Source organism: Paenibacillus sp. NPDC093718, from assembly GCF_050279985.1.
In the GTDB taxonomy this organism is placed as follows: Bacteria; Bacillota; Bacilli; order Paenibacillales; family Paenibacillaceae; genus Paenibacillus_AQ.
Genome location: NZ_JBNNUS010000003.1, coordinates 485,436 through 510,979 on the forward strand (window position 1 = coordinate 485,436; position 25,544 = coordinate 510,979).

Annotated in this window: 25 protein-coding genes and 2 riboswitches; of the genes, 7 read left to right on the plus strand and 18 right to left on the minus strand. The window is 52.7% G+C overall.

Annotated features, from left to right (window positions below):
* Positions 1–412: 412 nt before the first annotated feature.
* Positions 413–1,252, minus strand: coding sequence for a helix-turn-helix transcriptional regulator (locus ACQKPA_RS12035; protein WP_113059185.1), 840 nt, complete (start codon positions 1,250–1,252; stop codon positions 413–415).
* A 136-nt stretch (positions 1,253–1,388) separates the two neighbouring features.
* Here ACQKPA_RS12035 and fabF point away from each other — a divergent pair, with 136 nt between their 5' ends.
* From fabF to ACQKPA_RS12055, 4 genes are all read left to right on the plus strand, one after another.
* Entirely contained in the window at positions 1,389–2,630 is a 1,242-nt protein-coding gene (gene fabF / locus ACQKPA_RS12040; RefSeq protein ID WP_427492454.1) for a beta-ketoacyl-ACP synthase II, read from the plus strand.
* Between the two features lie 203 nt (positions 2,631–2,833).
* Positions 2,834–3,346, plus strand: coding sequence for an RNA polymerase sigma factor (locus ACQKPA_RS12045; RefSeq protein WP_427492456.1), 513 nt, complete (start codon positions 2,834–2,836; stop codon positions 3,344–3,346).
* Positions 3,346–4,227, plus strand: coding sequence for a DUF3298 domain-containing protein (locus tag ACQKPA_RS12050; RefSeq protein WP_427492458.1), 882 nt, complete (start codon positions 3,346–3,348; stop codon positions 4,225–4,227). Before ACQKPA_RS12045 ends, ACQKPA_RS12050 begins: the two co-directional genes overlap by 1 nt.
* Positions 4,228–4,289: 62 nt before the next feature.
* On the plus strand, positions 4,290–5,405 hold the full coding sequence (locus ACQKPA_RS12055) for a DUF3298 domain-containing protein (RefSeq protein ID WP_427492460.1): 1,116 nt from the start codon (positions 4,290–4,292) through the stop codon (positions 5,403–5,405).
* A 190-nt stretch (positions 5,406–5,595) separates the two neighbouring features.
* On the opposite strand, the gene comJ is transcribed toward ACQKPA_RS12055, so the two are convergent.
* The 6 genes from comJ to ACQKPA_RS12085 form a co-directional block, all read right to left on the minus strand.
* Positions 5,596–6,081, minus strand: a complete 486-nt coding sequence (gene comJ, locus ACQKPA_RS12060) for a competence protein ComJ (RefSeq protein ID WP_427492462.1) — start codon at positions 6,079–6,081, stop codon at positions 5,596–5,598.
* 35 nt (positions 6,082–6,116) lie between these two features.
* A complete protein-coding gene (locus ACQKPA_RS12065; protein WP_427492464.1) occupies positions 6,117–6,296 on the minus strand; it encodes a hypothetical protein in 180 nt (59 codons plus the stop codon).
* A complete protein-coding gene (locus tag ACQKPA_RS12070; protein WP_427492466.1) occupies positions 6,293–6,766 on the minus strand; it encodes a hypothetical protein in 474 nt (157 codons plus the stop codon). The genes ACQKPA_RS12065 and ACQKPA_RS12070 overlap by 4 nt, the downstream gene beginning before the upstream one ends.
* Before the next feature lie 85 nt (positions 6,767–6,851).
* Positions 6,852–7,091, minus strand: coding sequence for an SMI1/KNR4 family protein (locus ACQKPA_RS12075; RefSeq protein WP_427492468.1), 240 nt, complete (start codon positions 7,089–7,091; stop codon positions 6,852–6,854).
* Complete coding sequence (locus tag ACQKPA_RS12080; protein WP_427492470.1) at positions 7,075–7,485, minus strand: SMI1/KNR4 family protein; 411 nt, start codon at positions 7,483–7,485, stop codon at positions 7,075–7,077. The genes ACQKPA_RS12075 and ACQKPA_RS12080 overlap by 17 nt, the downstream gene beginning before the upstream one ends.
* Before the next feature lie 310 nt (positions 7,486–7,795).
* Positions 7,796–8,431, minus strand: coding sequence for a carbohydrate-binding family 9-like protein (locus ACQKPA_RS12085; protein ID WP_427492472.1), 636 nt, complete (start codon positions 8,429–8,431; stop codon positions 7,796–7,798).
* Between the two features lie 198 nt (positions 8,432–8,629).
* On the opposite strand from ACQKPA_RS12085, the gene udk reads away from it, so the two are divergent.
* Positions 8,630–9,265: a uridine kinase gene (udk, locus tag ACQKPA_RS12090; RefSeq protein ID WP_427492474.1), complete on the plus strand. Its 636-nt coding sequence runs from the start codon at positions 8,630–8,632 to the stop codon at positions 9,263–9,265.
* Between the two features lie 334 nt (positions 9,266–9,599).
* Here udk and ACQKPA_RS12095 read toward each other — a convergent pair whose 3' ends face one another.
* The 6 genes from ACQKPA_RS12095 to ACQKPA_RS12120 form a co-directional block, all read right to left on the minus strand.
* A complete protein-coding gene (locus tag ACQKPA_RS12095) occupies positions 9,600–11,921 on the minus strand; it encodes a histidine kinase (RefSeq protein WP_427492788.1) in 2,322 nt (773 codons plus the stop codon).
* A gap of 2 nt (positions 11,922–11,923) precedes the next feature.
* Positions 11,924–12,550 (minus strand): potassium-transporting ATPase subunit KdpC, encoded by a 627-nt coding sequence (gene kdpC, locus ACQKPA_RS12100; protein WP_427492476.1) that lies wholly within the window; start codon positions 12,548–12,550, stop codon positions 11,924–11,926.
* Positions 12,551–12,629: 79 nt separating this feature from the next.
* Positions 12,630–14,663, minus strand: coding sequence for a potassium-transporting ATPase subunit KdpB (kdpB, locus tag ACQKPA_RS12105; protein ID WP_427492478.1), 2,034 nt, complete (start codon positions 14,661–14,663; stop codon positions 12,630–12,632).
* Positions 14,664–14,684: 21 nt separating this feature from the next.
* The gene (gene kdpA, locus ACQKPA_RS12110) at positions 14,685–16,364 is read right to left on the minus strand and encodes a potassium-transporting ATPase subunit KdpA (protein ID WP_427492480.1); all 1,680 of its coding nucleotides are present in this window, start codon (positions 16,362–16,364) and stop codon (positions 14,685–14,687) included.
* A 30-nt stretch (positions 16,365–16,394) separates the two neighbouring features.
* Positions 16,395–16,469: a potassium-transporting ATPase subunit F gene (locus ACQKPA_RS12115; protein WP_074961812.1), complete on the minus strand. Its 75-nt coding sequence runs from the start codon at positions 16,467–16,469 to the stop codon at positions 16,395–16,397.
* A gap of 154 nt (positions 16,470–16,623) precedes the next feature.
* Positions 16,624–17,034, minus strand: a complete 411-nt coding sequence (locus tag ACQKPA_RS12120) for a hypothetical protein (RefSeq protein ID WP_216532827.1) — start codon at positions 17,032–17,034, stop codon at positions 16,624–16,626.
* A gap of 134 nt (positions 17,035–17,168) precedes the next feature.
* Positions 17,169–17,337: riboswitch (cyclic di-AMP (ydaO/yuaA leader) on the minus strand.
* A 535-nt stretch (positions 17,338–17,872) separates the two neighbouring features.
* A riboswitch (cyclic di-AMP (ydaO/yuaA leader) is annotated at positions 17,873–18,045 on the plus strand.
* A 132-nt stretch (positions 18,046–18,177) separates the two neighbouring features.
* Here ACQKPA_RS12120 and ACQKPA_RS12125 point away from each other — a divergent pair.
* The gene (locus ACQKPA_RS12125; RefSeq protein WP_427492482.1) at positions 18,178–18,642 is read left to right on the plus strand and encodes a hypothetical protein; all 465 of its coding nucleotides are present in this window, start codon (positions 18,178–18,180) and stop codon (positions 18,640–18,642) included.
* Positions 18,643–18,692: 50 nt separating this feature from the next.
* Here the strand turns inward: ACQKPA_RS12125 and ACQKPA_RS12130 are convergent, their stop codons facing one another.
* Positions 18,693–19,613, minus strand: coding sequence for a proline dehydrogenase family protein (locus ACQKPA_RS12130; RefSeq protein WP_427492484.1), 921 nt, complete (start codon positions 19,611–19,613; stop codon positions 18,693–18,695).
* Between the two features lie 199 nt (positions 19,614–19,812).
* Between ACQKPA_RS12130 and pruA the strand changes: the two genes are divergently transcribed.
* A complete protein-coding gene (gene pruA / locus ACQKPA_RS12135; RefSeq protein ID WP_427492486.1) occupies positions 19,813–21,360 on the plus strand; it encodes an L-glutamate gamma-semialdehyde dehydrogenase in 1,548 nt (515 codons plus the stop codon).
* A gap of 72 nt (positions 21,361–21,432) precedes the next feature.
* Here pruA and ACQKPA_RS12140 read toward each other — a convergent pair whose 3' ends face one another.
* Genes ACQKPA_RS12140 through ACQKPA_RS12155 form a run of 4 tightly spaced genes read right to left on the minus strand, consistent with a single transcriptional unit; the run spans position 21,433 to position 25,387 of the window.
* Positions 21,433–22,866 carry a serine hydrolase domain-containing protein gene (locus tag ACQKPA_RS12140; protein WP_427492488.1) on the minus strand — a complete coding sequence of 478 codons (1,434 nt, stop codon included), beginning with the start codon at positions 22,864–22,866 and terminating at the stop codon, positions 21,433–21,435.
* A gap of 51 nt (positions 22,867–22,917) precedes the next feature.
* The gene (locus ACQKPA_RS12145; RefSeq protein ID WP_427492490.1) at positions 22,918–23,679 is read right to left on the minus strand and encodes a polysaccharide deacetylase family protein; all 762 of its coding nucleotides are present in this window, start codon (positions 23,677–23,679) and stop codon (positions 22,918–22,920) included.
* Positions 23,676–24,512 carry a carbohydrate ABC transporter permease gene (locus tag ACQKPA_RS12150; RefSeq protein WP_100539831.1) on the minus strand — a complete coding sequence of 279 codons (837 nt, stop codon included), beginning with the start codon at positions 24,510–24,512 and terminating at the stop codon, positions 23,676–23,678. Before ACQKPA_RS12150 ends, ACQKPA_RS12145 begins: the two co-directional genes overlap by 4 nt.
* Positions 24,512–25,387: a carbohydrate ABC transporter permease gene (locus ACQKPA_RS12155; RefSeq protein ID WP_100539830.1), complete on the minus strand. Its 876-nt coding sequence runs from the start codon at positions 25,385–25,387 to the stop codon at positions 24,512–24,514. Before ACQKPA_RS12155 ends, ACQKPA_RS12150 begins: the two co-directional genes overlap by 1 nt.
* Positions 25,388–25,544: the final 157 nt, after the last annotated feature.

Sequence of the window (25,544 nt, forward strand, 5' to 3'; positions counted from 1 at the left end):
ACGTCGGGCCTCATAGCAGGGTAATAGGTGGTGATACCATCCATAACGGACACAGAATACGTTATTTAGGAAAAAACCCACCATTTTTGAAATCGATCGGACCCTAGTTCCGTTATTTACTCCAAAAAACGATGGAAACGCCGAATATGAGCCCAATAACGTACCTAGTGTCCGCTAAGTTTAAGTTTATGGCGTTATCTCATAGAATAGCGGAACTGGTGTCCGTTAGGTCGGGGGCAACAAGTAATTGATGACTTCAAGAACAGTAAGTGTCGGCACGGAATCCCTACTCTTGGCGCAGCTAGTGCAATCGGATAGCAACCGAGCCACTACACCGGGAGCAACAGGAGCAACAGGAGCACCCAGCACCGCCACTCCCTTTAATAGCGTCACCCGGCCCCGCTCCCTCCGCTTACTTCTCCTCCATCAGCTGCCGCAGCTTCGCTTCCGTGGTCGTATCGGGAGCTGGCGTATAGATGCTGCACCGCAGGTCATCATTTCCGTACACTTTGAGCGACGTGAGCTCATATACCATTTTCCCGGCCTTGGCATGCCGGAATTCCAGATGTACTTCCGGGGCATAGCTGACCTGGCTCTGCTCCCACATCCGATTGAAATCCGGATGCCCCTGCTTCATCTCTTCCAGAAAACGGTCATACCACTCATCCTCGACATATTGACCATAATAGGACCGGAACATCGACAAGAAGCCGCTGGCGAACTGCTCCCAATTTACCGCCAGCCGCTGAAACTCCCTGCGGGTGAAAAGCAGCCGGATCATATTCCGCTCCTCGGGCGGAATGCGGTCAAAATCCAGGAACACGTACGCAGCCGCACGGTTCCATCCCACGATGTTGCACATCCGATCCGATATCATGACGGGGCAATATTTCAGCTCGGTGATGATTTTTTGCAGGGACGGGCTGATCTGCACCGCTTCTTGTTTGACCGTATAAGGCTCCGCCCCGCTCTCCAGCGCCAGAGAATACAGATACCTCCGCTCATCCGCGTTCAGCTGAAGCGCATTGGCGACGCAATCCAGCACGGACGACGACACCTGGATGTCGCGTCCCTGCTCGAGCCAGGTGTACCAAGTGGTGCTGACACCCGCCAGCTGGGCCACCTCTTCCCTGCGCAAGCCCGGCGTTCTTCTTCGGGTCCCGGGCGGCAATCCGACGGACTCGGGCGAGATTTTGGCGCGCTGTCCTTTCAGGAAAGCCGACAAAGCTTGGAGTCTAACCTGGGAATTCATCTGATGGACCTCCTTCCTTCATTCAGGATAGCAGTATTTATACTAGGATAAACGGTATCTTGTAATAGGATACTTCACGTGACATTATAACCTTAAGATTGACAAGTTATAAAGTCTTAAAGGAGGCTGTTGAACCATGGAAAGAGTCGTTATCACCGGTATGGGCGTCATATCGCCGCTGGGCCATGATGTTGATACGTTCTGGTCCCGGCTTGTACGAGGAGAGTCCGGTATTACACATATAGAAACTTTGGACACATCAAGACAGAAGGTACAAATAGCAGGTGCCGTAAAGGAATTTGACGCAAACGCGCTGTTCGGCGCCAAGGAAGCCCGGCGTTTGGACCGCTTCTGCCAGTTTGCTCTGGCTGCGGCGGATCAAGCCATAAGTCAGTCGGGACTCAATCTTGATCAGATCGATCATGAGCGGATGGGGGTCTACGTCGGCTCCGGCATCGGCGGAATACAGACCTTGATGAATCAGAGCGACACGCTGTCGGCGCGGGGTCCCGAACGGATCAGTCCTACCCTGGTACCCATGATGATTCCCAATATGGCGGCAGCGCTCATCAGCATTAAGTACAAAGCGCTGGGCTCTACGCTTGCGCCGGTTACGGCATGTTCGATCGGTAATACCGCGATCGGCGAGGCTTTCTTTAACATCCAGGCGGGCCGGGCCGACGTGATTATTGCGGGAGGCTCCGAAGCGGCGTTGACCGATATCTCGCTGGCCAGCTTCGCGAATGCAACCGCCCTTTCATCCCGCAACGATGAACCGGGCCGGGCCAGCCGGCCGTTTGATACAGACCGGGACGGATTCGTCATGGCGGAAGGTGCCGGCATCCTCGTCATGGAATCCCTCTCCCACGCCTTGGGCAGAGGCGCCGAAATTCTGGGCGAGGTCATCGGTTACGGTGCCAGCTCGGATGCCTATCATATGGTCGCCACGCCGGAGGACGGCAACGGCGCGGCACGGGCGATGAAGCTGGCCCTGACCGAAGCGAAACTCGCCCCATCCGATGTGGATGTCATCAGCGCCCATGCCACAAGCACAGTCATCGGTGACCGTTCAGAGACAGCGGCCATTAAGCAAGTGTTTGGCAAGGATGCGTATCGCATTCCGGTAACGGCCAACAAGTCGATGACCGGACATATGCTGGGCGCATCCGGCGGTGTGGAGGCCATTGCCCTCGTGAAATCCTTGCAGGAAGGTGTCATACCGCCGACGATCAATCTGGAACATGCCGATCCGGCATGCGATTTGGATTACGTACCGAACCAGGCGAGAAACGCCGAGCTTCGGATTGGCATGTCCAATTCCTTCGGCTTCGGCGGACATAATTCGGCGATTGTGATCCAGAAATATGAGCACGAATAACCCATGAGTCCCGGACCCCAGTGAAAACTGGGGTCTTTTTCTTGTTGCGATTCTGGAAGGATGGGCTGAATAATGAGACAGACACGCTTTTTTGAATTTTTTTTCGCAAAATCAAACTTTTTGCAAGACTCGCACGTCTTGCTTCCGTAAGTCAATTGCAATTGATGGTTACCCGCGCGGGCCCAAAGGAGTGTCATATTTACATGAGAGGCGGCCGGAAGCTTGAGAAGCTTCTTATCCAATGCATAACCGAACATCAGAACAGCGCCTACCGGCTGGCATACAGCTACGTTAGAAATAAAGAGGATGCCCTCGATATCGTTCAGGACGCGATCCACAAAGCTTTTATATCCATGGAAAAGGTGAAGCAGACGGGTTCTTTAAAAAGCTGGTTTTTCCGAATTATTGTAACAACCTCCCTGGATTTCATTCGAAAACAGAAAAAAGTCCACGTCATGGACGACGAGAACCTGGAGGTTATATTACCCGGCAGCCATGATCACTATCCGAATCTGGATCTGGCCCAATCTTTGGAGGAATTACCCGACAAGTATCGGGTCGTCATTATACTCCGGTTTTTTGAAGATATGAAGATTGACGAAATTGCCGAAGTGCTCCACGAGAACGTCAGCACGGTGAAAACGAGATTATACCAAGGACTACAGAGACTGCGGGTGAACTTAAGCGAGGAAGATCAAGAGGAGGCACAACGATAATGCATGACAAGCTGAATAGGATGAAAGAGCAGTACGAGAGCACTCCTATTCCTGACGAACTAAGCTCGATTGTCAACAAGACCATTGCAACCAGACGAAAAAAAAATAGAGCGCTGCCCTGGCTCGCTAGTAGCGCAGCTGCATGCATCCTACTGTTCGCCGGAGTGAATGCCAGCCCTGCCTTGGCCCAGGCCATGTCCGACGTGCCGGTATTGGGCCATATCATCAAGGTGATCACCATCCGTGAATATGCCGAGTTAGACGATAACACGGAAGTGCATATCGAAACACCCGGCATTGCCAACCTAGGAAATACGGAGCTTGAGCAAACCCTGAATAACAAATACCTGGAAGAAAACAAGAAACTGTATGAGAACTTCAAAGACGAAGTGGCCCTGTTAAATAAAGAAGGCGGCGCGCATCTGAGTCTTACTAGCGGTTATGAAGTGATCACCGACAATGAACAGCTGCTGACGCTTTCGCGCTATATTGTCGAATCTGCTGGAGGCTCTGCCGAATCCAGAAAATACGATACGATCGACAAGAAGAACCAGATGGTGATCACGCTGCCGAGTCTGTTCAAGGATGATCGTTATATCCAGGTCATCAGCGACAATATCAAGGAGCAGATGCGCTACCAGATGCAGAATAATCCGGACAACATCTACTGGGTGGAGCAGCCTGGCATGGAGTCCGATGCACCAGAGGATCTGTTCCAAACGATCGCCAAGGACCAAAATTTCTATATCAACCAAGACGGCAAACTGGTCATCAGCTTCAATGAATACGAAGTTGCACCCGGCTATATGGGCGTCGTGGAATTTACGATCCCAACGGAAGTAATCGCAGACCAGCTCGTCAGCAGCGAATACATCCGATAGATCAAGGCGAATGCAGATCACAAATAGTAAATATCAAACCATAAACCTGGAGGTAATATATCATGAAAAAAACAATGAAGCACACAACCCCAATAACCAAAACCCTGGGGGCTGCCGGATTAGCGGGCATCCTGATGATCTCCGCTTCGGGTCTGCCATCCGCTCATGTCCATGCCGAAACTAAAGCTGCAGCGAGCACGAATCGGGTGACCGCTCCAACCGTTGCCCCGCAACTGGTAACATCCAAAACACTGCAATCCAAGGAAAAATGGCTGAAAACCAATATTAAGATCCCTGTATTCCAAGGTTTGACTGACACCAAATATCAAGACCAGTTGAATGACATTATCGAATCCCATGCTTCCAAGGATATGGACAAATGGGAGAAAGAAGCGGCGGAAGCTGCTGCAAATGCACAAAAGAACGGCTATACCATGCACCCTTATCAGTTGAACATCACTTATGAGCTGACATCGGATGGTAAAGACGGCTGTTTGATCTCCCTTAAGGTCATCACCGAAGGCATCGGGATGAACAATGGCGATCCCCGCGTGGATACGTACAACTTCACGAACGAAGCCGAAGCACAGCGCGTGACGCTTGAAGACCTGTTCGGCAAGGATTACAAATCCATCGTGGATAAAGCGGTCAAAACGGCGATTGCCGCGGATCAAGACCATTACTTCGCGAACAAAGACGGATTTCAAGGCATAGACACGGAGCAATCCTTCTATGTCGCGGACGGAAAAGCCTATATCGTATTCCAAAAATACAGCATCGCCCCTGGATCCACAGGTACACCGGAATTTGCCGTAAAGCTGCCGGGTAAAGGATCCGACATAAAGCCTGCTGCAGCCGTGTTGAAATCAGGCGCTTATTACAAAGATAACAACGGCAAGCTCATGGTTCAGGTATCCGTGCTGCGCCAGCTGCAGTTCAATGTCAAGTGGAACGGCAAGAGCAAAACCACGAAAATCTCCAAGGGAGTCGTCTGGAGCGCGGTGAAGCTGAACAAGGATGCTTACACTTGGGGCAAAATGGCCCCACGTTCGCTGGGCTCGGCTCCTGTCATGAAAAAAGGCCACGTCTATGTTCCGCTTGCTTTCCTGACAGACGTTCTGAATCTGAATGCAGATCAAAGCAAGCATGGCCAGATAACGGTGACCGCTGCAAAATAATAGATCCACTCATCCACTCTATTCAAAATCTATGCCTCCTGCACACGATCTTTCAAAGCAGGCACAGCACAGCATATGGTAAAAAAGAGGCCCTCTCCAACACGGAGACGGCCTCTTCATATTTTCATGTTAAGTTAAGAAGGTTTACCTCAACAAGGTTTTCCGTGCCCTGTTATAGCGCACAATCCCGTCAACAATACCCCAACGACAATGCTTCTCCGGCCTTGCCGCCCCATTCATCATCCATCAGGTACCGGGCTTGAACCCTTTCTCCCTCATATACAAACGTGAAGCGATAATACACTTCTTCGTCCTCGCAAATCTCAAAATACAGTGCATATCGCCCTGCTTGCAGCGGAAGCTCAATAGCGGCGTCCGACATGACGGACAACAGCTCGAGCTTCCCTGGGTCCAGAACGTCAAACGGCACGACCATCCGCCGCTGCGCGTTCGGATCTTCAATGAACGCCTCTTTCAAGGCCAGCTTCACCCAGGCGCCGAAAGCATCATCAGGGATGGGATCAAAGGTGAGATAACCGGGATGAATGACAACGCCTTGCTTAATATTGGTTTCTCCCCATTGGCACAAATCCTCATCAAATTCCCGTGAGCGGACTTGGATCTGATGGTGCGAGATGGTGAGATCCACCTCTTGAGTCATTTTCGTATGCTGCATATGTAAAACACCTCGCTTTTTTAGATACCTGCATTCTATTTAAGCCGCTCCATTTGGATCGTGGCCAACCTGCGTTCCCTATCAACCTGGACCCGCATGCTGATGCCCAGCTTCTCCTCGAACAATCGGGTGACATTCAGATACTTGTCCTCTACGACTCCCGATCCTCCTCGGCCGTTGGAACGCGTCATGCCTGCGGTGATTATCTCCTTCACCAAATCCCATCCGCTTTGGCGTCCGGATCATATGTAAATATGGGTTCCTTACGGTCGTTATAAAAGATCATGTTCTGCCGGTATTCCTTTGCGTTTACATACTCTTTTCGCGTCTCGATATAGTCGCTCTCCAGATGGTCATACTGGACCCTCCCTGCCAAGAAAGGATTTCCCTCCGAAGCCTCCACCTCAAACTGCCCATATGCCAATTGATACAGCATGTTGAGGTCCGACCCTTCCAGCCTGTAGTACAACGGACGAAGTTCCCCTTGTTTATCGGTTGCGGCAAATCCGGCCAGCAGCGGCCAAGCATCCACTTGTTGACCATCCACATCAACGGCCAGCTGGTATTTGGTCAGAACCACCTCATTCTGAAAAAGCCCATACGTGCGCGCAATAAAATAACCGAGTATCAACAGCGTGGCTGCCACCAGCATGATCACTCCCCAGAGGACCCGCCTGCCTTTCATGCTGTCACCTCCCTCGCTAGCGCTTCTTCAGAGCCACGTAAAGCAACATTATATGTAAGCGCAAGAACGCTTCCTGCTATTTCCATCAGTAGTCTACCTCTTCAATGTCGGTGCGCAGATTGCGATTGGACGCCCGGAGCAGCTCCGTGAAGGAAGGCGCGACATAATACACAAAATCAGGATCATGCACGTACATGATGATCTGCCCGGACGTTCCCGGCTCAGCCGGATCGAAATCCAGCATCAGATACAACGACCCGCCTGCCATTGTGGCAAACGGATACCACTCCTTGTGAAACAGGTAAGGTTTAAATTTCCGGATCAAGCTGCTGTATTTCCTCCGAACTGTAATACGTATCCAGCCGCTCGTCCCGCTCGCAGAAATAAGATTTGACCTCCCTCATCTCATCCAGACTCATCAGATAAAACGGCGTGTATTCCCCATCCCCCTCGTTGCCGGGATAGAGCACGTGAACCCCGTATCCGCTGCCGTTCTTCTTATTGTTAAACGAACGAAAGTCCTGCGGCAGCTCGATCCCGAACTCCGCTTCAAAAAGCTGAAATTGGTCAGGTGCCGCCCCCTCCAATTGTTTATATTCATCCAGCAAATCCCGAAGATCTTCAGCGACCTTCTCCTCCAACTGCTGCTCAAGCTTGAGCATCAGTCCATCCATGACAGCATTCATAAAATAACCTCCGTTGATTGCATGCTCACTCAAAGCCGAGTGCTTCCCTTTACTAAAAAGTATATAGAACGCTGCAATGAAAACAACATGTCCTGCGGCATGCAAAAAAAAGGGGCAAAATCCCTCTTGAGATGTTCGTTTTTGTTCTTTTATGAAAACACCCCGGGGTACTTATGGCTGCTGAAGCGCAGCTATTTCATGCCCGGAATCAGCTAATTCGATACCAGGGATAGGCATTGGGGGATAGAGGTAGCAACGCTCTCCTATCGGTGAGTTAACACAAGAATGCCGCACTGCAGATATAAAAATCCACCGATGCGGCCTTCTGGTTTATATGGATATGCTAAATGACATCGACAAACTCCAGCTTCCCAAAACGCGAAGGAATATGGTAATTCACCTCACCGGTCGGGCTCCATGCCTGATACTCCCGGTTTCCTTCGGTGTCCTCATCAATGCGGTAAAAATTCACGTTCCAGCTTCGTCCCGCTTGCGGAGGATTCTTGAAGATCGCAGCCGGAATGCGAATTTCATAAATTAAATTCCCCTTACCGTCATGCTCTACCGAGGTTTGAAGACCGGTAAGATCCCAATGAATATCGCTGCTTGTGATCGACTTCCCTCCATCATTACGGATCAGGGCGTCAAATATAATATTGTTCGGACTCACCTCAAGCTCGATATATTCCGTTCCCGTTCCTGCTTCGTCTATAAACAGTTCCACGACATCCTGTTCATACAGCGGATCATCCCGATGCTGGTACTCCGATACGATATGAGAATCCTGGCAAACAAACCGTACATAAAAGTATTCGGAGCTCCAGCAGGCGCGAACCTCGGTCGCTTCCTTCGTAGCAAGCCCAGTCACGGTATCGCTCAGGGCTACCGCTTCATACCGGTCCCAATCGATGTTCCCACGATGCTCTCCCTGCTGGATGTATATGGCGGGCTTGCATGGGTAAATTGCTGTATAATGCATGATCATCCCTCCGAAAAAAATTCAATGGTTAGTCTATCCTCTATGATAAGACATACAGATTCGGTTAGCTATTCCATGGTAAGAATAAAGAACATATGGGAAATCCCATCTTTTGCTCTATGTCCCCATAGTGAAAATAAGCGCATGCTGTGCTACAATAATAAAATTGCAAACTCTAGGGAGGGTTATGGATTCGCCATGCTCATAATTGGTATCGCCGGCGGCACCGGATCGGGCAAAACGACGGTTGCCCGCTCTGTCATTGACCGTCTTGGTTCAGATAAAGTCACGTTTATTTCGCAGGATAACTATTACAAGGATCATAAGGAACTCAGTTTCGAGGAACGCGAAGCGATTAACTATGATCATCCGTTCGCCTTTGACAACGAGCTGCTCGTCGAACATCTCGGCATTTTGAAAACCGGGCAACCCGCATTCGCACCGGTGTATGATTTTACCGCTCATGCCCGTTTCACGGATCAGACCATCGAACTGAAGCCGAACAACATCGTCATCATTGAAGGCCTGCACGTGCTGTCCGATGAGAATCTGCGCAAGCTGCTTCACATTAAAGTGTTTGTGGATACCGATCCCGATGTGCGCCTGCTTCGCCGGGTCGTACGCGATATTGAGGACCGCGGCCGGACCATCCAGTCGATCCATAATCAGTACCTGACAACCGTCAAGCCGATGCATGAGGCGTTCATCGAGCCCTCCAAGAAATATGCCGACCTGATCATTCCCGAAGGCGGAGAGAATGAAGTCGGCATTCGCCTGCTCTCCATCTTGACCGAGAAATATTTGACCGGCGACCGCACGCTGTCGGGGGAATAGGACAAGCCTGCGAATCGAGCCATTTGTCATTCTGGCAGCATGGAAAAAAGCCCGCGGATCTGTAATTACAGGTCCGTGGGCTTTTTGGTGTTATCCGTGTCGCTGGAGCTAGTATTGCTTAACCTGCGCGTATTGCTTGCGTTCGTGCGTTTCCGAGTGTGTTGTGTTCGCTCTGTTCTTGCGTTCTCCGGAATGTTGCGTTCCCCGCGTCTACTGCGGTTTCCTGCGTTTACTGCATTTCCTGCGTTTCCTGCATTTCCTGTACTTACAATATTTCCAACGTCTCTTGTGTCCCCGTTCCTCTTAAAACGTTCAGCTCCCTGCGCTTAAGCCGTCAAACGTGCGGATCGTAATCCGCAACCACCAGCACATCCATATGCCTTGCGCTTCTTAGCAGGCCCCGGATCATTCTCTGCTGGGCGTACAGCTTCCATCCGGCCATCTGCGGCTGTCCGATAATCAGTTGGGTGGCCTTGACCGCATCTGCTGCTGCAACCAATTGAGAAGAAACGGCGCGGGTTGGCCCCTTTTTTACCGGCAGCACGGTGAACGTTCCCCCGAGACGTTCCGTTAACGTCTGAAGCGCCGTCAAACGCTGTTCGTTGTCAAGAGACAGATTGTGATGCCGCTCCAGAGGGAATGCCACATACCAGGCCGCTTTCAGCCGATGGGCGATCCGGAAGCCGCGGCGAATGAGCCGCTCAGCCTGTTGGCCGCTGCCAACCATGACGTAGATAGCCTCCTCGCGCCGCCACGGCCCCCGCAGCGAGCTGCTGCGCTGCCATGACTCCAGTCTCTCGTCTACATCATCCGCAATTTCTCTTAAGGCAAGCTCTCTTAAGGCAATGAGGTTTCCCGTCTTAAAAAAATGGCCAAGGGCTTGCGGGATTTTCTCCGGCGCATAAATTTTCCCGTCCTTCATCCGCTGCCGCAGCGACTCCGGCGTAACGTCGATGAGCTGAACCTCATCGGCCAATTGCAGAATATGATCCGGCACCGTCTCGCGAACACGAACGCCGGTCATTTGCTTGACGGCATCATTCAAGCTCTCCAAATGCTGCACGTTCATGGTCGTAATGACGGAGATGCCGGCCGACAGAATATCCAGCACTTCTTCATAACGTTTCTTGTGCTTGCTTCCGGGAACATTCGTATGCGCCAGCTCATCCACAAGAACCACGTCAGGCCTGCGGCGAATGATCTCATCGGTATCCATCTCCTCAAGTCGAGATCCCTGGTAGTCCATCTCTTTGCGCGGAAGAACCTCAAGATCACCGATCTGTGACCGCGTATCCATCCGGCCGTGTGTCTCCAACAGTCCGGTAAGAACCGTCAATTCCTTCTTTAGCAGATCATTGCCTTCGCGCAGCATCGCATACGTCTTGCCCACGCCCGGAGCAGCCCCGATATAGACTTTAAACCGTCCGCGCTTGACCTGCTCCATCTTCCGGTCCAGCTCTTGCTCATTCAATCGGTGAAACGAATCGGAGGAAACTCGCCGTCGATGGATCTGCGCCGGGATGATCCGTTCTCCGTCATGCGCCGCCCGATCCGCCACAATAAAAATATCCATCCCGCGCGTTTTCTTGAGCAGATCCTGAATGATCGAACCCTGCCACAACTCCTGCCAGCGCGTCTGTTTCGAATGGCCAAGAACAATGCGGGTCGCATGGTGCTCCAGCGCATATTGAACAAGCACCCCAGCAAACTTCCTCCGCGAATGAAGAGGCCGCTCTTCAAGCTTGACGCCGATACGCTCCGACAGTTTCAGCAAAGATCGCTTGAAGGCCGCCTGCTCTTTCGTGAGCTCTAACCTCGGATTCACAAACGTAACGGCCATAAGCTCGCCGTTCAATCTCTTCGCGATCTGCTGTCCGCGCCGCATATAAATGGATCCGTTCCAATGATACTGGGTGGATACCAATATTCGCTCATGGGCTCCCGATGGGCCGACCAATCCCCGTTCCTTGCGGTGCCGCTCCAGCGAGTGGTTTACCCCTTCGGCTACGAGGCGAAGCGTTAGCTCCCGAAGCACGGCCAGATTACCCTCCTTCCATACGCTGCCATCCCCGAGCAAGCCGCCTTGTGCCCGCTCCAGCATCGTTTCAGGCGTTACATCAATGAGCACCACCTCGTCTGCGTTTTCTAGCGTATCGGCAGGAACCGTATAACTAGCCTTAATGCCTGTCAGCTTGACTGCAATATCTTGGACGTCCTCCAGCTCATACACATTGACCGTCGTGATGACGCTAATTCCCCGGCTTAACAGAAATCGGATGTCATCCAGCCGCGTGGCATGCTTCGCCCCCTTCCGATTCCGGTGGGCAAGCCCATCGACAAGCACCACCTCCGGGTTGCGCTGCACCAGCAGATCCAGATCAAGATCCTTCTTATTTATGCCGTCCTCCACCCAATGGATGCTGGGCACCCGCTCCAGATTCCGGACCTGCTCGACCGTTTCCGGACGCTGCATCGTGGATACCGCGCATATGACAACATCGATGCCTTGCAGTTTCAAGGTATGTCCTTCGCGAAGCATATGATAAGTTTTTCCCGAACCGCTTACGGCCCCGATATATACCTTAAGCCTTCCATGGTGGAGCTTCGCAATCGACCTTAAGATTTCCTCCGGTGATTTTCTCCGAAACGGGTCCATGATCAATCATGAAGCTCGGCAAGCGCCAGGTTCAGCTTCAACACATTGACGCGCGGTTCACCGAACACGCCCAAATCCCGTCCCTCTGTATGCTCCTCTACTAACTGATTAAGTTCTGCCTCCGTAATTCCGGTCAGCTTGCTGATCCGCGGAATCTGAATTTCCGCGGCCTGCGGCGAGATGTGTGGATCCAATCCGGAGCCGGAATTCGTAACCAGATCCATCGGCACCTCGCCCACCGGAACGTCCGGGTTGTTCTCCTTCCACGCTTCAATCGAGGCCTTCGTCCGATCGATCAGGTCCGGGTTGGAAGGTGCATAGTTATTGCTGCCTGAGCCGGCTCCGTTATATTCAATGCTGGACACCCTGCCGTGAAAATATTGAGGCTCCGTAAAGTTCTGGCCGATCAATTCCGATCCGACCACCTTTCCGCCGGAATCCGTGACCAAGCTGCCGCCGGCTTGCTTCGGCATGAGCAGCTGCGCGGCTCCCGTCGTAATCAGCGGATAGAGAACCCCGCATAACACGATAAATACAAGGCTCGTTCTTAGGGCCATGCCCAGGGAGATACGGGCCGCATCCGCCACAGCATGAGGTGCCGGTGATGATTTTTGCAATGGATTATTCATGGTTCCTCGATCCCTTCCTTCATATCTTCCACGTAAACCATTTTCGAGTTATCTCTATTCCCCGGTACGATTATCATATCTAGATCCATAGATGGACGATCATGTCGATCAGCTTAATCCCGAGGAACGGTACGATCACGCCGCCTAATCCGTAGACCAGCACATTGCGCTGCAGCAGCTTCGACGAGCTCATCGGTTTATAGGCCACGCCCTTCATCGCAAGCGGAATGAGCAGCGGAATGATGATCGCATTAAAGATCAGCGCCGACAGTATCGCCGACATGGGAGAACCCAGTCCCATGACATTCAGAACATTCATGCTTGGAATGGCGGCCGCGAACATCGCCGGAATGATGGCAAAATATTTGGCGACATCGTTCGCGACGCTGAACGTGGTCAGCGCGCCGCGCGTCATTAGCAGCTGCTTGCCGATGGCAACCACCTCGATAATCTTCGATGGATCCGAATCCAGATCCACCATATTGGCCGCTTCCTTGGCTGCGGTGGTACCGCTGTTCATCGCCAGCCCTACATCGGCCTGGGCCAGCGCCGGGGCGTCGTTCGTACCGTCACCAGTCATCGCAACCAGCTTGCCTTCGGCTTGTTCTCGGCGGATCACGGCAATCTTATCCTCGGGCTTGCTCTCGGCGATATAATCATCGACTCCCGCTTCTCGGGCAATCGTCGCTGCGGTGAGCGGATTGTCGCCCGTGCACATAATCGTCTTGATGCCCATCCGGCGCAGCTGACCAAACCGTTCCTTCATCCCCGGCTTCACGGTATCCTTCAAGTAGATTAGACCATAGATGCGGTAATCCACGGCAACAGCGAGCGGGGTTCCGCCCTCTGTCGCGATGGCGTCAGCGTTTGCCGTCAAATCCGAAGGGATGGAGCCTCCTTGCGACAGCACCCAAGCCTTGACGGCATCCACCGCACCCTTGCGGACTTTTCGCCCATCCTTGAGGTCCATCCCACTCATCCGGGTCTCTGCCTTAAATTCGATGAATTCCGCCTCAGCCGTCATGCCTTCATCTACTTCGAGACCTTCCTGCTTCAGCAGTTCCAGCACGGAACGTCCTTCCGGCGTTTCATCCAGTAGCGAGCTCACGCCCGCCCATTGCGAAAGGGATGCATGCGATTCACCGCCGACGGGAATCAACTGGCTGGCCATCCGGTTTCCGAACGTAATGGTACCCGTCTTATCCAGAATCATCGTGTTGATGTCACCGGCGGCCTCCACCGCCTTGCCCGACATCGCCAGCACATTGAACTGCGTCACCCGGTCCATGCCGGCAATCCCGATCGCCGACAGCAATCCCCCGATCGTGGTCGGGATGAGACATACCAGCAGCGAGATCAGCACCGGAACGGACAGCTCGATGCCAAGATACTTCGCAATCGGAGCGAGCGTAACGACAACGATCAGGAATATCAGCGTTAAGACGATCAACAGCGTATTCAGCGCAATTTCATTCGGCGTCTTCTGGCGAGAAGCTCCTTCAACAAGCGATATCATCCGGTCGATAAACGATTCCCCGGGATCGCTCGTAATCCGGACGCGGATCGTATCACTGACAACCCGCGTCCCCCCGGTGACCGAGCTGAAATCGCCGCCGGCTTCTTTAATGACGGGGGCGGACTCGCCGGTAATCGCCGATTCGTCAACGGAAGCAAGGCCCGCAATGACTTCCCCGTCCCCGGGAATCATCTCGCCCTGCGTGACGATCACGATATCTCCTTTGCGAAGATCCGTGGACGGCACGGATTGTACCCCTCCGTTCTCCATCACTTTATGTGCCGTCATTTCCTGCTTCGACTGCTTAAGGGAATCGGCCTGCGCCTTTCCGCGTCCTTCGGCAAGCGCCTCTGCGAAGTTTGCAAACAACAGCGTCAACAGCAGAATGACAAGTACCGTCACATTAAATCCGATACTGCCCTCTGTCCCGAAATAGGATGGAAATAACGTCATCAACAGAACAACCAGAGTCCCGGCCTCCACAACAAACATGACCGGATTTCTCATCATCAGGACGGGATTCAGCTTTGTGAAGCTGTCCTTCAGCGCCTGACGGACCATCTCTTTGGACATCGCTTTTTTTCTCGTATTATTCATGGAAATAGGCCACCTTTTCTATTAACGGATCGTCAGATGCTCAGCAATCGGACCGAGCACAAGTACTGGCAGGAAGGTCAATGCACCGATAATCTGAACCACCGCGATCAGAATGCCGGCAAACAGCTTATTATCTGTCCGGAACGTCCCGAGCGTCTCGGGAACCCATTGCTTCCGCATCAACGAGCCGCCCACTGCCAGCAAGGCAATCATCGAAATGTAACGCCCGAATAGCATGACCAGTCCGGTTGTAATGTTCCAGAACGGCGTGTTATCCGACAGACCCTCAAATCCGGAACCGTTATTGGCCGCGGAAGACGTGTATTCGTACAATACCTGTGAGATGCCGTGAAAGCCTGCATTGGTAATGCCTGCCTGCCCCGCATCCGTCATCAGCGCAAGTGCGGTCGGAGCCAGAATGATCAATGGATGCACCAGGATAACAACCGCAATTAGCTTCATCTCCCGCGCCTCTATTTTTCTCCCTAGAAATTCGGGTGTTCGGCCAACCATAAGACCAGCCAGGAACACTGCCAATATCGCATACATGAGCATGTTCATCAGCCCGACGCCTTTTCCGCCAAAAACGGAGTTCAGCATCATCAGGGATAGCGGCGTAATCCCGCCAAGCGGCGTGAGCGTATCATGCATGTTGTTGACCGACCCGGTCGTGGCCGCGGTTGTCACCGTCGTAAACAGGGAGGATTGAGCGATCCCGAACCGGACCTCCTTGCCCTCCATGCTGCCCTGCGAGGCGTCGATGCCCAGCTGGTTTAATGCCGGGTTGCCGTTGGTTTCAGCGGCATAGTTCAAGGACAGGAATCCGATAAACAAGGTCATCATCACCGAAAAAATAATCCAGCCCTGCTTGCGGCTCTTCGCGAACAAACCAAATGTGTAAGGAAGCGCCGCCCCGAGGCTCCACATGCACAGAATCTCGATCACATTGGTCAGCGGGGACGGGTTCTCGAACGGATGCGCCGAGTTGGCCCCCATAAACCCGCCCCCATTGGTGCCCAGATGCTTGATCGATTCCAGCGCAGCCACCGGCCCCACAGCTATTTGCTGCTCGCTTCCTTGAAGCGTCGTGACGCTGAGCATAGGCTTCAAAGTCTGCGGCACCTGCAGCGCAACCAGTACCATCGCAATGATAAATGCGGCCGGGATGAACACCCGGGTGTGGGCTTTGACGAAATCCTCAAAAAAGTTGCCGACGGTTGTACCTTTGCTGGTCACCGCCCGGATAAACGCAATCGCCACGCACAGCCCGGTCGCCGCGGACGTGAACATCATCATCGTAATGACGGCCATCTGGGCCATATAGGATAATCCCGACTCCCCGCTGTAATGCTGGAGATTCGTATTCGTCATAAAGCTGATGATCGTATTGAGCGACAAGGTAGATTCCATATTGTCGATGCCGTTCGGGTTGAAGGGCAATACTCTCTGCAACCGAAGAATCAAATATCCCGCTGCGACCAGCACCATATTCGTTATCACAAAGCTGATGGCATACCCTTTCCATGTCATTCCCTTTCGTTCTTTCAACCCAATCAGTGCGAAGATCGGTTTCTCCAACCAGGAGAACCATTTATCCGTTCCATTCCCCTCATTGCGAAACACCTGATATAAATAAGTTCCGAGAGGCTTTACCAGCAGCACCAGAACAAGTATAACGATGGCAATTTGTAAAATGCCCATGACGAATGCCTTCCTCCTTCAGCTGTTTCCCTAGAATTTTTCAGGGTGAATCAGCGCGTAAATCAAATATAGAAAAATAAAGAGCGTGCATATTAAAATGATCATCACGACTAATCCACCTCCGTTTCCGAAATTACGCGTCCGCACCAGGACATAAACAGCATGAACAGTCCGTAGGTTCCTCCCAAGATAAGCACCATATATAAATCCTGCATGAAAATAACCTCCTAAAACCTCATTGTCACATCAGCCAAGGCGCTTAGCTGACAATGGATGAAATCAGGAAGGATACCTGATGATGGTTCGTATGAAGCACCACATCGGCACCCAGTCCCTTGTATATCAATCGAGGATTGCTGGAATGGGTAATCACATAAATCGACTCCGTCGTCCATGTCCGGCAGATCCGTAAATAGCGGCAGCACAGGTTCAAGCTGCTCTCAAACAAATACACCTTGCTGACGGGAAACTCGGGAATGATCCAGGTTTGTTCATCCCTTGTATCGATAAGAATCATGTTGGTGCAGCCTAGTTCTCGCAGCCTCTCCTGTTCAACCCGGTTGTTGGCTATGGCCGCAAACGAAATGCGCATATAGATCAGCTGGCGGATAAATTCTTCCCCGGCCTTGTTAGGCGCGGATACCAGGATAAACTCCTGCGGTTTCTCCATCTTTATTTCTCCTCCTAAGAAGTTCAGAAAGAGAAGACAACAACAAAGAAGCCTGGGGAAAGAGAAGAACTCTTCCCGCAGGCTTCTTCATCAGAACACGGTGAAATACACCGTGGCCCAAGTCCACGACAATCGTTGCCTCTCTCGATACGCTTACGAGGTTAGCTGACGGATTCGGGCGTGAGAGTCGCCCTACCCATAGACCGTTATCTTGTCCATGGGATTCACCCCTGAGAGATCAAGTTCATCTCCCGACTGGTTCCCCCGTTCCTTTTCCATTCAAGGACTCAGCGAAAATTAAAAACGAGTAGCATGTTATTCTATTAGCCATTGACTAACATCCAGGTCCGGCAAAACAGCACAGCATCAGGTTCGAGCGGTGAGAGTCGCATCATCCTGCATTTTCAGCGAAGGCCCATGGTGCCCTCGCCCGAGATTCGATCCATAAAAGCCCGGCAGCTCTCACACAGCCTTTAGGTCTTCATGGAACGGCTGCCCGTATGCCTGCCGCCGATGTCCGTCAATTCATAGTTCGTATCATACGTCCGGCCTTGCAGGAAGTAAATGTGAGCAAAAACACATGTAGCGTTATGTCGAACAGGATCTGACCGGTTTCGCCCCATTATCTCTTGAATTCTGCTCTATACTATGTATTTCTCTTGTTTTCTTGTATTTATCGCAATCTATCGAGATACCGAGATTTTGCCATGATAATAGATGTCACGACCGAATGTACGCGTTTTCTTTTACGGTTTTCATCGATTTTCGGAATGTATCCGTTCAATATGGCCATTTACTTTTAGAGTCCTCCGGCGTATGATTCATCCATCATTCGAAACATTCGTTTACGCTGAGCTCTCGACAGATCGGGAGACGGGGGAACCAAACCGCCAACGGAGCTTCTGTTGGTGAATGGGGTGAATCCGCAGGCCTGATGATCAGGCATCGCGGTAGGGTGCTCTCAAGCCCGAATCCGTCAGCTAACCTCGTAGGCGCGCTTTGAGAGAGAACACCACCCGAGCCTTAAGCGAAGCGGCCACTGTAGCAGGGCCTCTAACGATAAATAGGCCTGGAGAGCGGGGTTACTCTGCTCACCAGGCCTTTTTGCCGTGCATATAACATTCCTATAAAGGAGCGCAGATCATGACGAAACTCATCGAGGCCGCACTGGCCCCCGTCATCGAAACCGCATCGCCTGCATTAAATGCAGAGCTCATCAGCTACATGGAGATATTTCGTTTCGACCGGGGCTCAGCTGAACGCTTTATCCCCTGGAGCGACCGAGATTGGAACTGCGGGTTGTTCAAAATCAGCTGCAAAGACGCGGCCGGGTATGCCGAATATGCCCTGCCAAGCACGAGAGAATTCGCGGATCTGGTCCGCTGGGCATCCGTCTTTACGAGGCTGAGAGGTATGCCCGTGACCGAGGCCGTTCGCTATGCCCAGAAGCAGCAGCAATGGGGATCCGCACGAATGCAGCTCGCCGTATCGGCCCTCGCCGATCTGGAGACCAATCTGCAACAGCACATCACCCGTAAGCGGTTAGGCAGCCTGCCGCTGGAGCGTTCCTTCCTGATGGAATGCTCGGAGGCGTATTATTTCTTCTAGGACATCAGCTAGAAAGAACTACCGTCCTCGCTTCCATTGTTTTCACCTGCTCACTTGAACATATTTTTGAGCACCATCATCAGGTTGGCCGGCTTCTCTGCCAACCGCCGGGTGAAATACGGGTACCACATGGTTCCGTAGGGCATATAACACCGGATGCGATAGCCGTCCTGCGCAAGCGCCGCCTGATCGTTCATCCGTAGCCCGTACAGCATCTGAAACTCAAATTCCTGTTTGTCTATGCGGCTCTGCTCGGCAAATACCTTCACCCAGTCGATGATGTTGTCATCGTGCGAAGCAATCGCGACGTAAGCACCCTGATCAAAATGCATTTTGATCAATTTCTTATAGTTGTCCATAACCTCCCGCTTCTGCTGAAAGGCGATGGTTCCCGGCTCTTTGTACGCCCCCTTGACCAACCGCAGATTTACACCGGCATGCATCAAATTCTTGACGTCCTCCTCTGTACGGAACAAGTAGGCCTGCATTACGGTCCCCACGTTGGTCAGCCCCTCCTTATGGAGCCGCAGCGTCATATCAATCGTCGCCTGGGTGTACGGCGAATCCTCCATATCCAGGCGAACGAAATTGCGGTACTCTTTCGCCTTTTTCGCCACCATTTTGATGTTCTCATACGCCTTCTCCAGATCCAGTGCCATGCCCATCTGCGTCGGTTTCAGCGATACGTTCGACTGCACTCCACGCCTCGCGATCCCTTCCACCAGCTTCAAATATTCCTCCCGATACCCGGCTGCTTCATCCAGCGTCCGGATGCCCTCCCCCAGATGGTCCAGCGTGACAAGAATGCCCTTCGCGTTCAGCCTCTCGATTTCATCCAGTGCCTCATCCAAGGTATCGCCGGCAATGAATCGGCCCGCCAATTTCCGGCCGTACTTGATCGACAACCATTTCACGAGTTTATTGCCGGACACCGTCAGGATCACTTTACGGTAAAGCTCGGTTCCGTCCATGCGCGCGCCCCCTTTGCAAGGTAAACCAAAATCACTCTATCTAACTCATATGCAAAAATCATGACGGCATGCAGGAAGACATACATATCTTACATAGAGGTTTTCACCAGGAGTTCCTAACCATGCCACCATGACGCATTCGCAGCTGGACCATTGGCCTGAAGCTTCGATTCATATCATGTTAAGGAGGGGCCTCCCCATGCGAGCACCTTTTCGGAACGAACCATTTATGGACTTCAACGACGAATGGAACAACAAGTTATACGACGCGGCGTTATCCGGGGTCGAAGCCGAGCTTGGCCAATCGTACCCGCTGGTCATCGGCGGTGCCAAAATCCATACGGAGCGCACCGCAAATTCGGTCAATCCGTCGCGCAAACGCCAAGTCATCGGCGTCGTGTCCCAAGCGGATACCGAGCTTGCCGAACAAGCCATTCAGACGGCAGCGCGTACCTTTGAGACGTGGAAGCACACCGAGCCGAGCGAACGGGCACGCTATCTGTTCAAGGCCGCGGCGATCATGCGGCGGCGCAAGCTCGAGTTCTCCGCGCTCATGACTCTCGAAGCCGGCAAGACGCGTGCCGAAGCCGACGCGGATACGGCCGAAGCGATCGATTTCATGGAATTCTATGCACGCGAAATGCAGCGCCTGAGCACGCCCCAGCCGCTGACGGTCCACGAGGAGGAAGAGAATCATCTCTATTACCTCCCGCTTGGCGTCGGCATCGTCATTCCACCGTGGAACTTCCCGCTCGCGATTATGGCTGGCATGACCACGGCGGCCATCGTCTCCGGCAACACCGTTGTGCTGAAGCCGGCGAGCACCACGCCGATCATTGCCGCCAAATTCGTGGAGCTGCTGGAAGAAGTCAGCCTGCCTCCGGGCGTCGTCAACTTCCTGCCGGGACCGGGCCAGGAAGTGGGTGACTATCTGGTGGATCACCCGCTGACCAGGTTTATCAGCTTTACGGGGTCACGCGACGTCGGACTGCGGATTCAGGAGCGCGCGGCCAAGACGCAGCCGGGGCAGCGATGGATCAAGCGCGTCATTGCCGAAATGGGTGGAAAAGACGCCATTATTGTAGACAGTGAGGCCGATCTGGAGCTCGCGGCGGACGCGATTACTGCTTCCGCATTCGGCTTCTCCGGTCAGAAATGCTCTGCCTGCTCCAGAGCCATCGTTCACGAAGACGTCTATGATATCGTGCTGCAGAAGGTTATCGACCGCTCCAAGAAGCTGGTGATCGGCAGTCCGTCTCACGCCGAGGTGCAGGTAGGACCCGTTATTGACGATAAGGCCTACCGTAAAATTCTGGACTATATCGAAATCGGAAAAAGTGAAGGGAAGCTGGTACTGGGCGGGTTCCCGGGCGATCCGGAGGGGTATTTCATACAGCCGACGATCTTCGCGGACGTCGCCAGCACCGCTCGTATTTCCCAGGAGGAAATCTTTGGTCCGGTCGTGGCCTTCACGAAAGCCGCCTCCTTCGACGAAGCGATCCAATTCGCCAACAATACTGACTACGGGCTGACCGGCGCGGTAATCTCGAACAACCGCGCCCACCTGGAGCAAGCCCGGCGCGACTTCCATGTCGGCAACCTGTATTTGAACCGGAAATGCACCGGCGCCTTGGTGGGCATCCACCCGTTCGGCGGCTTCAATATGTCCGGGACCGATTCCAAAGCCGGCGGGCGCGACTACCTGCTCCTGTTTACGCAGGCGAAGGCGGTGTCGGAGCGATTCTGATTAAGACATGTAAAGAAACCTCTCCATGACAATGGAGAGGTTTCTTTATGTACAGCGATTCTTTTACTGGCTTTACACCTTGACCTTGCCCTTAATCTCCCGGACCACCTTGCCCTCGAACGATTGATTCATCCAGTACGCAAGATGAATGCCTTCCTCACCGAAGGTGCATTCCGTGGTTAAGTAGAATGGCGTCTCCGTCAGTCGGATGGTCAGCTTCAGCGTCCGTTCATCCCTCCAGGTCATGGAGGCAGCATATTCATTATCCGCCATCATCATCAGCTTCGTGGTTCCCGTCTTCCACGCGTTACGACCACAGACCACCGAATTGACGCCGTGTTCCCCCTCAAGCTCCATTACCGCGCAGTCTTCTTCAAACCGAACGGTGAACGTACGCAGCTTCTCCTCATTCTCTTCGAGATCATAGACGATCCCGGAGACATCCTCCTCAAGCGGGGATACCGCCTCTTCGCTTGGCGGATCTAGCTTAAGCTCTGCCAGCGTTCCGGCAAGGGAGGACGCTGCATCGGTGTCGATCGGCAGCGCATCAGGCCTCATCGAGGGTTGCAGATGCTCCCATGCTTCATCTAGCACGGCCTGCATGTCCCCAAGGCCGGAGGTAATCGCTATGACCGCATCCTGCTCCGGCAGCACGACGCAGAATTGTCCGAATGCGCCGTCGCCGCGGTAAGCCCCGTGTCGGCACATCCAGAATTGATAACCGTACCCTTCGGTCCAATCCGAAGAGGAATCCGCAGGTCCGTTGGATATCTGCTTGGAGGTCGCCTCCTCGATCCACGCCTCCGGGATCAGTCGCTGGCCTTCCCATACGCCCTTCTGAAGATAGAGCTGGCCAAACTTGGCGATGTCCTCGGTCTTCAGCTTAAGACCCCATCCGCCGGTGTTGATTCCCTGCGGGCAGCTCTCCCATGTAGCCCCCTGAATGCCGAGCGGTTCGAACAGACGGGGCTGCAAATAATCCAGCAGCGTAATGCCGGTGACCTTCTGCAGAATGGCCGAGAGCATGTACGTCGCTGCGCTGTTATATACAAAGTGGGTTCCAGGTTCATGCTCGACTGCCTGCTTGAAAAAATCATCCACCCAAATATCAGACTGGATGGCAGGCTCCTGGGCATGTCCCGTTCCCATAATCAGCAAGTCGCGTATCGTCATGGCGGACAGATTCGGGGATGGATTCTCCGGCGTATTTTCCGGGAAAAAGCCGATCACCTGATCCTCCAGCGTAATCTGGCCCTCCTGGACCAAAAGTCCAATCGCGGTGGAGGTAAAGCTCTTGCTTAACGAGAACAGCATATGCGGTTTGTCCGCCTGATACGGCTTCCACCAGCCTTCCGCCACGACATGTCCATGCCGTACCAGCATGAAGCTGTGGAGTTCAAGCTCCTTCTCCTGAATCAAGCCGATAAAACGTTCGATGGACTGAGATGAGATTCCTTGATTTTCGGGGGTACTTCTTGGCAATAATTGAACCGTATTCATGTTCATCCTTTTCCGCCTCTCCCTGTATAACAAGATAAATTCATCATGACCCTTCCATTATACACCAGGCAATGGTAACGCTTCATCATATCGTATAGCACGAAAACCCAGTCGCTCACTAATCTCATTCAAGTCTTCCCGCGCAAGAAAGGAAGCCTCCTGATCGCGTCCTCGCGCCAGCTCTTCCCCATCCACTTGAGCATTGCCGCACTCCACCATTTCCTCCGAATACCGTGCCGGATGGGACAGAAAGAAGTACTGGTCTTCCGTCAAGCCGCCAAGCACCCTTTCAAACGACTCGACCCCGTCCGGTACGCCGCCCGGGAAAAAATTGTAGTAATGGCGATGGTTGATTAGCCCCTTCGCTTCAATCCAGCGGTCCAGCTCTTCCTGCAGCCCGGGTATGAAGCGCTCCGGCAGCATATGAGAATCGACATAAGAAATGCTGAAGCCTGCTGCGGTCAGTTTATCAAGCTGGGCTTCGCATTCTAGGAGGATCTCCTGCAGCAAAGGCGGATGATCCTGGAACAGGAACGGATCCTGATAGAAATAACCGGCCCGATCAACAAGCGAAGGAACCTGTTCCTTCGCGGCAACAGGTCCCCAGCGTACGTTATCCCACTCCGCGTTCAGCGTCATATGGAAGCCGAAGCAGATGTCCTTGCGATGCGCCAACAGCTGCGCGGCCTCGGCAAGATAAGGACCGGGCGCCATGATGGACACGTTTTTAATGAATCCGGCCTCAACGGTCCGGGCAATCGCAGCATTAGCGGAACGGCTGGAAGCATAATCGTCGGCCCTCGTAATGATCCGCCTCATTTTACCGCACCTGCCGCAATCCCTTTGATGATGTATTTCTGAGCGAAAATATAGAAAATGACAACCGGGATGATCGTCAGCGTCAAACCGGCCATCGCCTGGTTCCACACAATCGTGAACTCCCCGAAGAAATAGAAGGTCGAGAGCGGAATCGTTCGCAGCCCTTTATCCGACAGCGTCAGCGATGGAAGCAGGTAGTCGTTCCACAGCGCGATGACGTTCAGGATCGCGATGGTCACGCTGATGTTTTTCAGCAGCGGGAACACGATTCGCCAGAACACGCCCAGCTTGGAGCAGCCGTCCAGCGTAGCTGCCTCCTCCAGCGCAACCGGTACGGATTTGATGAACCCGTGGTACAGGAAGACCGCCATACTGGACGTAAAGCCGACGTTCATATAGATCAAACCCTCATGGGTGTTGAGCATCGGAATGTGCAGATTGGTGCGAATCCAGTCCATCACCTGCATCAGCGGCATCATCAGCGTCTGGAACGGAATCAGCATGGTCGCCACGAAGGTGAAGAAAATAACTTTGCTCAGCTTATTATCCGTCCGGACCAGCATCCATGCCGTCATGGATGCGAGCACGATGACAATAATCACCGAGATGACGGTGACATACAGCGAGTTGCCCAGAGCGGTGAAGAAATTCATCTTCTCCATCGCGGATTTATAGTACTCGAAGCTGAAGGAAGAAGGCAGCGCAAGCGCATTCTCATACAGCTCCGCACGATCCTTAAAGGAGTTAATCAGCATGATGAAGACCGGAGACAGGAAGACCAGCGCAGCGAGGAACAGCAGGATGTCGAGCAGCCATTTCCCTGATTTCTTCATTACATCTGCACCTCTCTTCTCTTCGTGATGATAACTTGCGTCAGCGTGAGTCCGGCCACAATCAGGAAGAAGATGATCGCTTTCGCCTGACCTAATCCATAATTACCGTAAGCAAAAATCTCGTTGAAAATATTCATCGCAAACATCTCCGTTGCATTGCTCGGTCCGCCCTTGGTCAACGACAGGTTCACGTCATAGATTTTGAACGCCCCGGACAGCGTCAGGAACAGGCAGATCGTGAACGAAGGCATTAACAGAGGGAATACGATGCTCTTGAGACGCTGCCACAGATTGGCCCCATCGACCTTGGCTGCCTCCATCAGCTCATCCGGAATCCCCTGGATGCCCGCGATGTAGATGATCATGGTATAACCCGCCAGCTGCCAGGTGAATACCGCAACGATCGCGTACAGCGCAAACTGCGGATGCAGCAGCCAGTTAAAGAACACGCTGTCAAATCCGGTCTTCTCGCCCAGGAAGCTGAAGGCATCCGTAAAAATAAACTGCCAGATGTAGCCCAGGATCAGACCGCCGATGAGGTTGGGCATAAAGAACATTGTCCGGGCCGCATTTCTCGAGCGGAGCTTCGTCGTCACCAGCAGCGCAAAGCCCAGACCCAGAATATTGACGCATACCAGCGCGAGCAGCGTGAATTGAACCGTATGCCAAGCCGATGACAGGAATCGGTCGTCCTGGAACAGCTGAACGTAATTATCAAACCCTACGAATACTTTGGGATTTGCCGGAATGCCATCCCAATTCACGAAAGAGTACACAATCCCGATAATAAACGGGATGAGAACCACGGTCGTGAAAATAAACAGAAGCGGCACCGTAAACAGGGCAAACCAGGCTTTATCCTTTCTTTTGCTCATAATCCATACCTTCTTTCCGTTCCGGATGATTCCCGCAAGGCGGCATCAAACCTTGAATTCGTGTTAGAAAAAACAAAAGCCTAACGCTCATCATCAGAACGTCTGAGGCTAGGCTTTCATTTTCATGAAATTGTTATGATTTCAGGTGATTTTCGTT

Excerpts from the sequence above, each read along its gene's own strand:
- ACQKPA_RS12035 (WP_113059185.1), bottom strand. The coding sequence starts at position 1,252 with ATGAATTCCCAGGTTAGACTCCAAGCTTTGTCGGCTTTCCTGAAAGGA.
- fabF (WP_427492454.1), top strand. The coding sequence starts at position 1,389 with ATGGAAAGAGTCGTTATCACCGGTATGGGCGTCATATCGCCGCTGGGC.
- ACQKPA_RS12045 (WP_427492456.1), top strand. The coding sequence starts at position 2,834 with ATGAGAGGCGGCCGGAAGCTTGAGAAGCTTCTTATCCAATGCATAACC.
- ACQKPA_RS12050 (WP_427492458.1), top strand. The coding sequence starts at position 3,346 with ATGCATGACAAGCTGAATAGGATGAAAGAGCAGTACGAGAGCACTCCT.
- ACQKPA_RS12055 (WP_427492460.1), top strand. The coding sequence starts at position 4,290 with ATGAAAAAAACAATGAAGCACACAACCCCAATAACCAAAACCCTGGGG.
- comJ (WP_427492462.1), bottom strand. The coding sequence starts at position 6,081 with ATGCAGCATACGAAAATGACTCAAGAGGTGGATCTCACCATCTCGCAC.
- ACQKPA_RS12070 (WP_427492466.1), bottom strand. The coding sequence starts at position 6,766 with ATGAAAGGCAGGCGGGTCCTCTGGGGAGTGATCATGCTGGTGGCAGCC.
- ACQKPA_RS12085 (WP_427492472.1), bottom strand. The coding sequence starts at position 8,431 with ATGCATTATACAGCAATTTACCCATGCAAGCCCGCCATATACATCCAG.
- udk (WP_427492474.1), top strand. The coding sequence starts at position 8,630 with ATGCTCATAATTGGTATCGCCGGCGGCACCGGATCGGGCAAAACGACG.
- ACQKPA_RS12095 (WP_427492788.1), bottom strand. The coding sequence starts at position 11,921 with ATGGACCCGTTTCGGAGAAAATCACCGGAGGAAATCTTAAGGTCGATT.
- kdpC (WP_427492476.1), bottom strand. The coding sequence starts at position 12,550 with ATGAATAATCCATTGCAAAAATCATCACCGGCACCTCATGCTGTGGCG.
- kdpB (WP_427492478.1), bottom strand. The coding sequence starts at position 14,663 with ATGAATAATACGAGAAAAAAAGCGATGTCCAAAGAGATGGTCCGTCAG.
- kdpA (WP_427492480.1), bottom strand. The coding sequence starts at position 16,364 with ATGGGCATTTTACAAATTGCCATCGTTATACTTGTTCTGGTGCTGCTG.
- ACQKPA_RS12120 (WP_216532827.1), bottom strand. The coding sequence starts at position 17,034 with ATGGAGAAACCGCAGGAGTTTATCCTGGTATCCGCGCCTAACAAGGCC.
- ACQKPA_RS12125 (WP_427492482.1), top strand. The coding sequence starts at position 18,178 with ATGACGAAACTCATCGAGGCCGCACTGGCCCCCGTCATCGAAACCGCA.
- ACQKPA_RS12130 (WP_427492484.1), bottom strand. The coding sequence starts at position 19,613 with ATGGACGGAACCGAGCTTTACCGTAAAGTGATCCTGACGGTGTCCGGC.
- pruA (WP_427492486.1), top strand. The coding sequence starts at position 19,813 with ATGCGAGCACCTTTTCGGAACGAACCATTTATGGACTTCAACGACGAA.
- ACQKPA_RS12140 (WP_427492488.1), bottom strand. The coding sequence starts at position 22,866 with ATGAACATGAATACGGTTCAATTATTGCCAAGAAGTACCCCCGAAAAT.
- ACQKPA_RS12145 (WP_427492490.1), bottom strand. The coding sequence starts at position 23,679 with ATGAGGCGGATCATTACGAGGGCCGACGATTATGCTTCCAGCCGTTCC.
- ACQKPA_RS12150 (WP_100539831.1), bottom strand. The coding sequence starts at position 24,512 with ATGAAGAAATCAGGGAAATGGCTGCTCGACATCCTGCTGTTCCTCGCT.
- ACQKPA_RS12155 (WP_100539830.1), bottom strand. The coding sequence starts at position 25,387 with ATGAGCAAAAGAAAGGATAAAGCCTGGTTTGCCCTGTTTACGGTGCCG.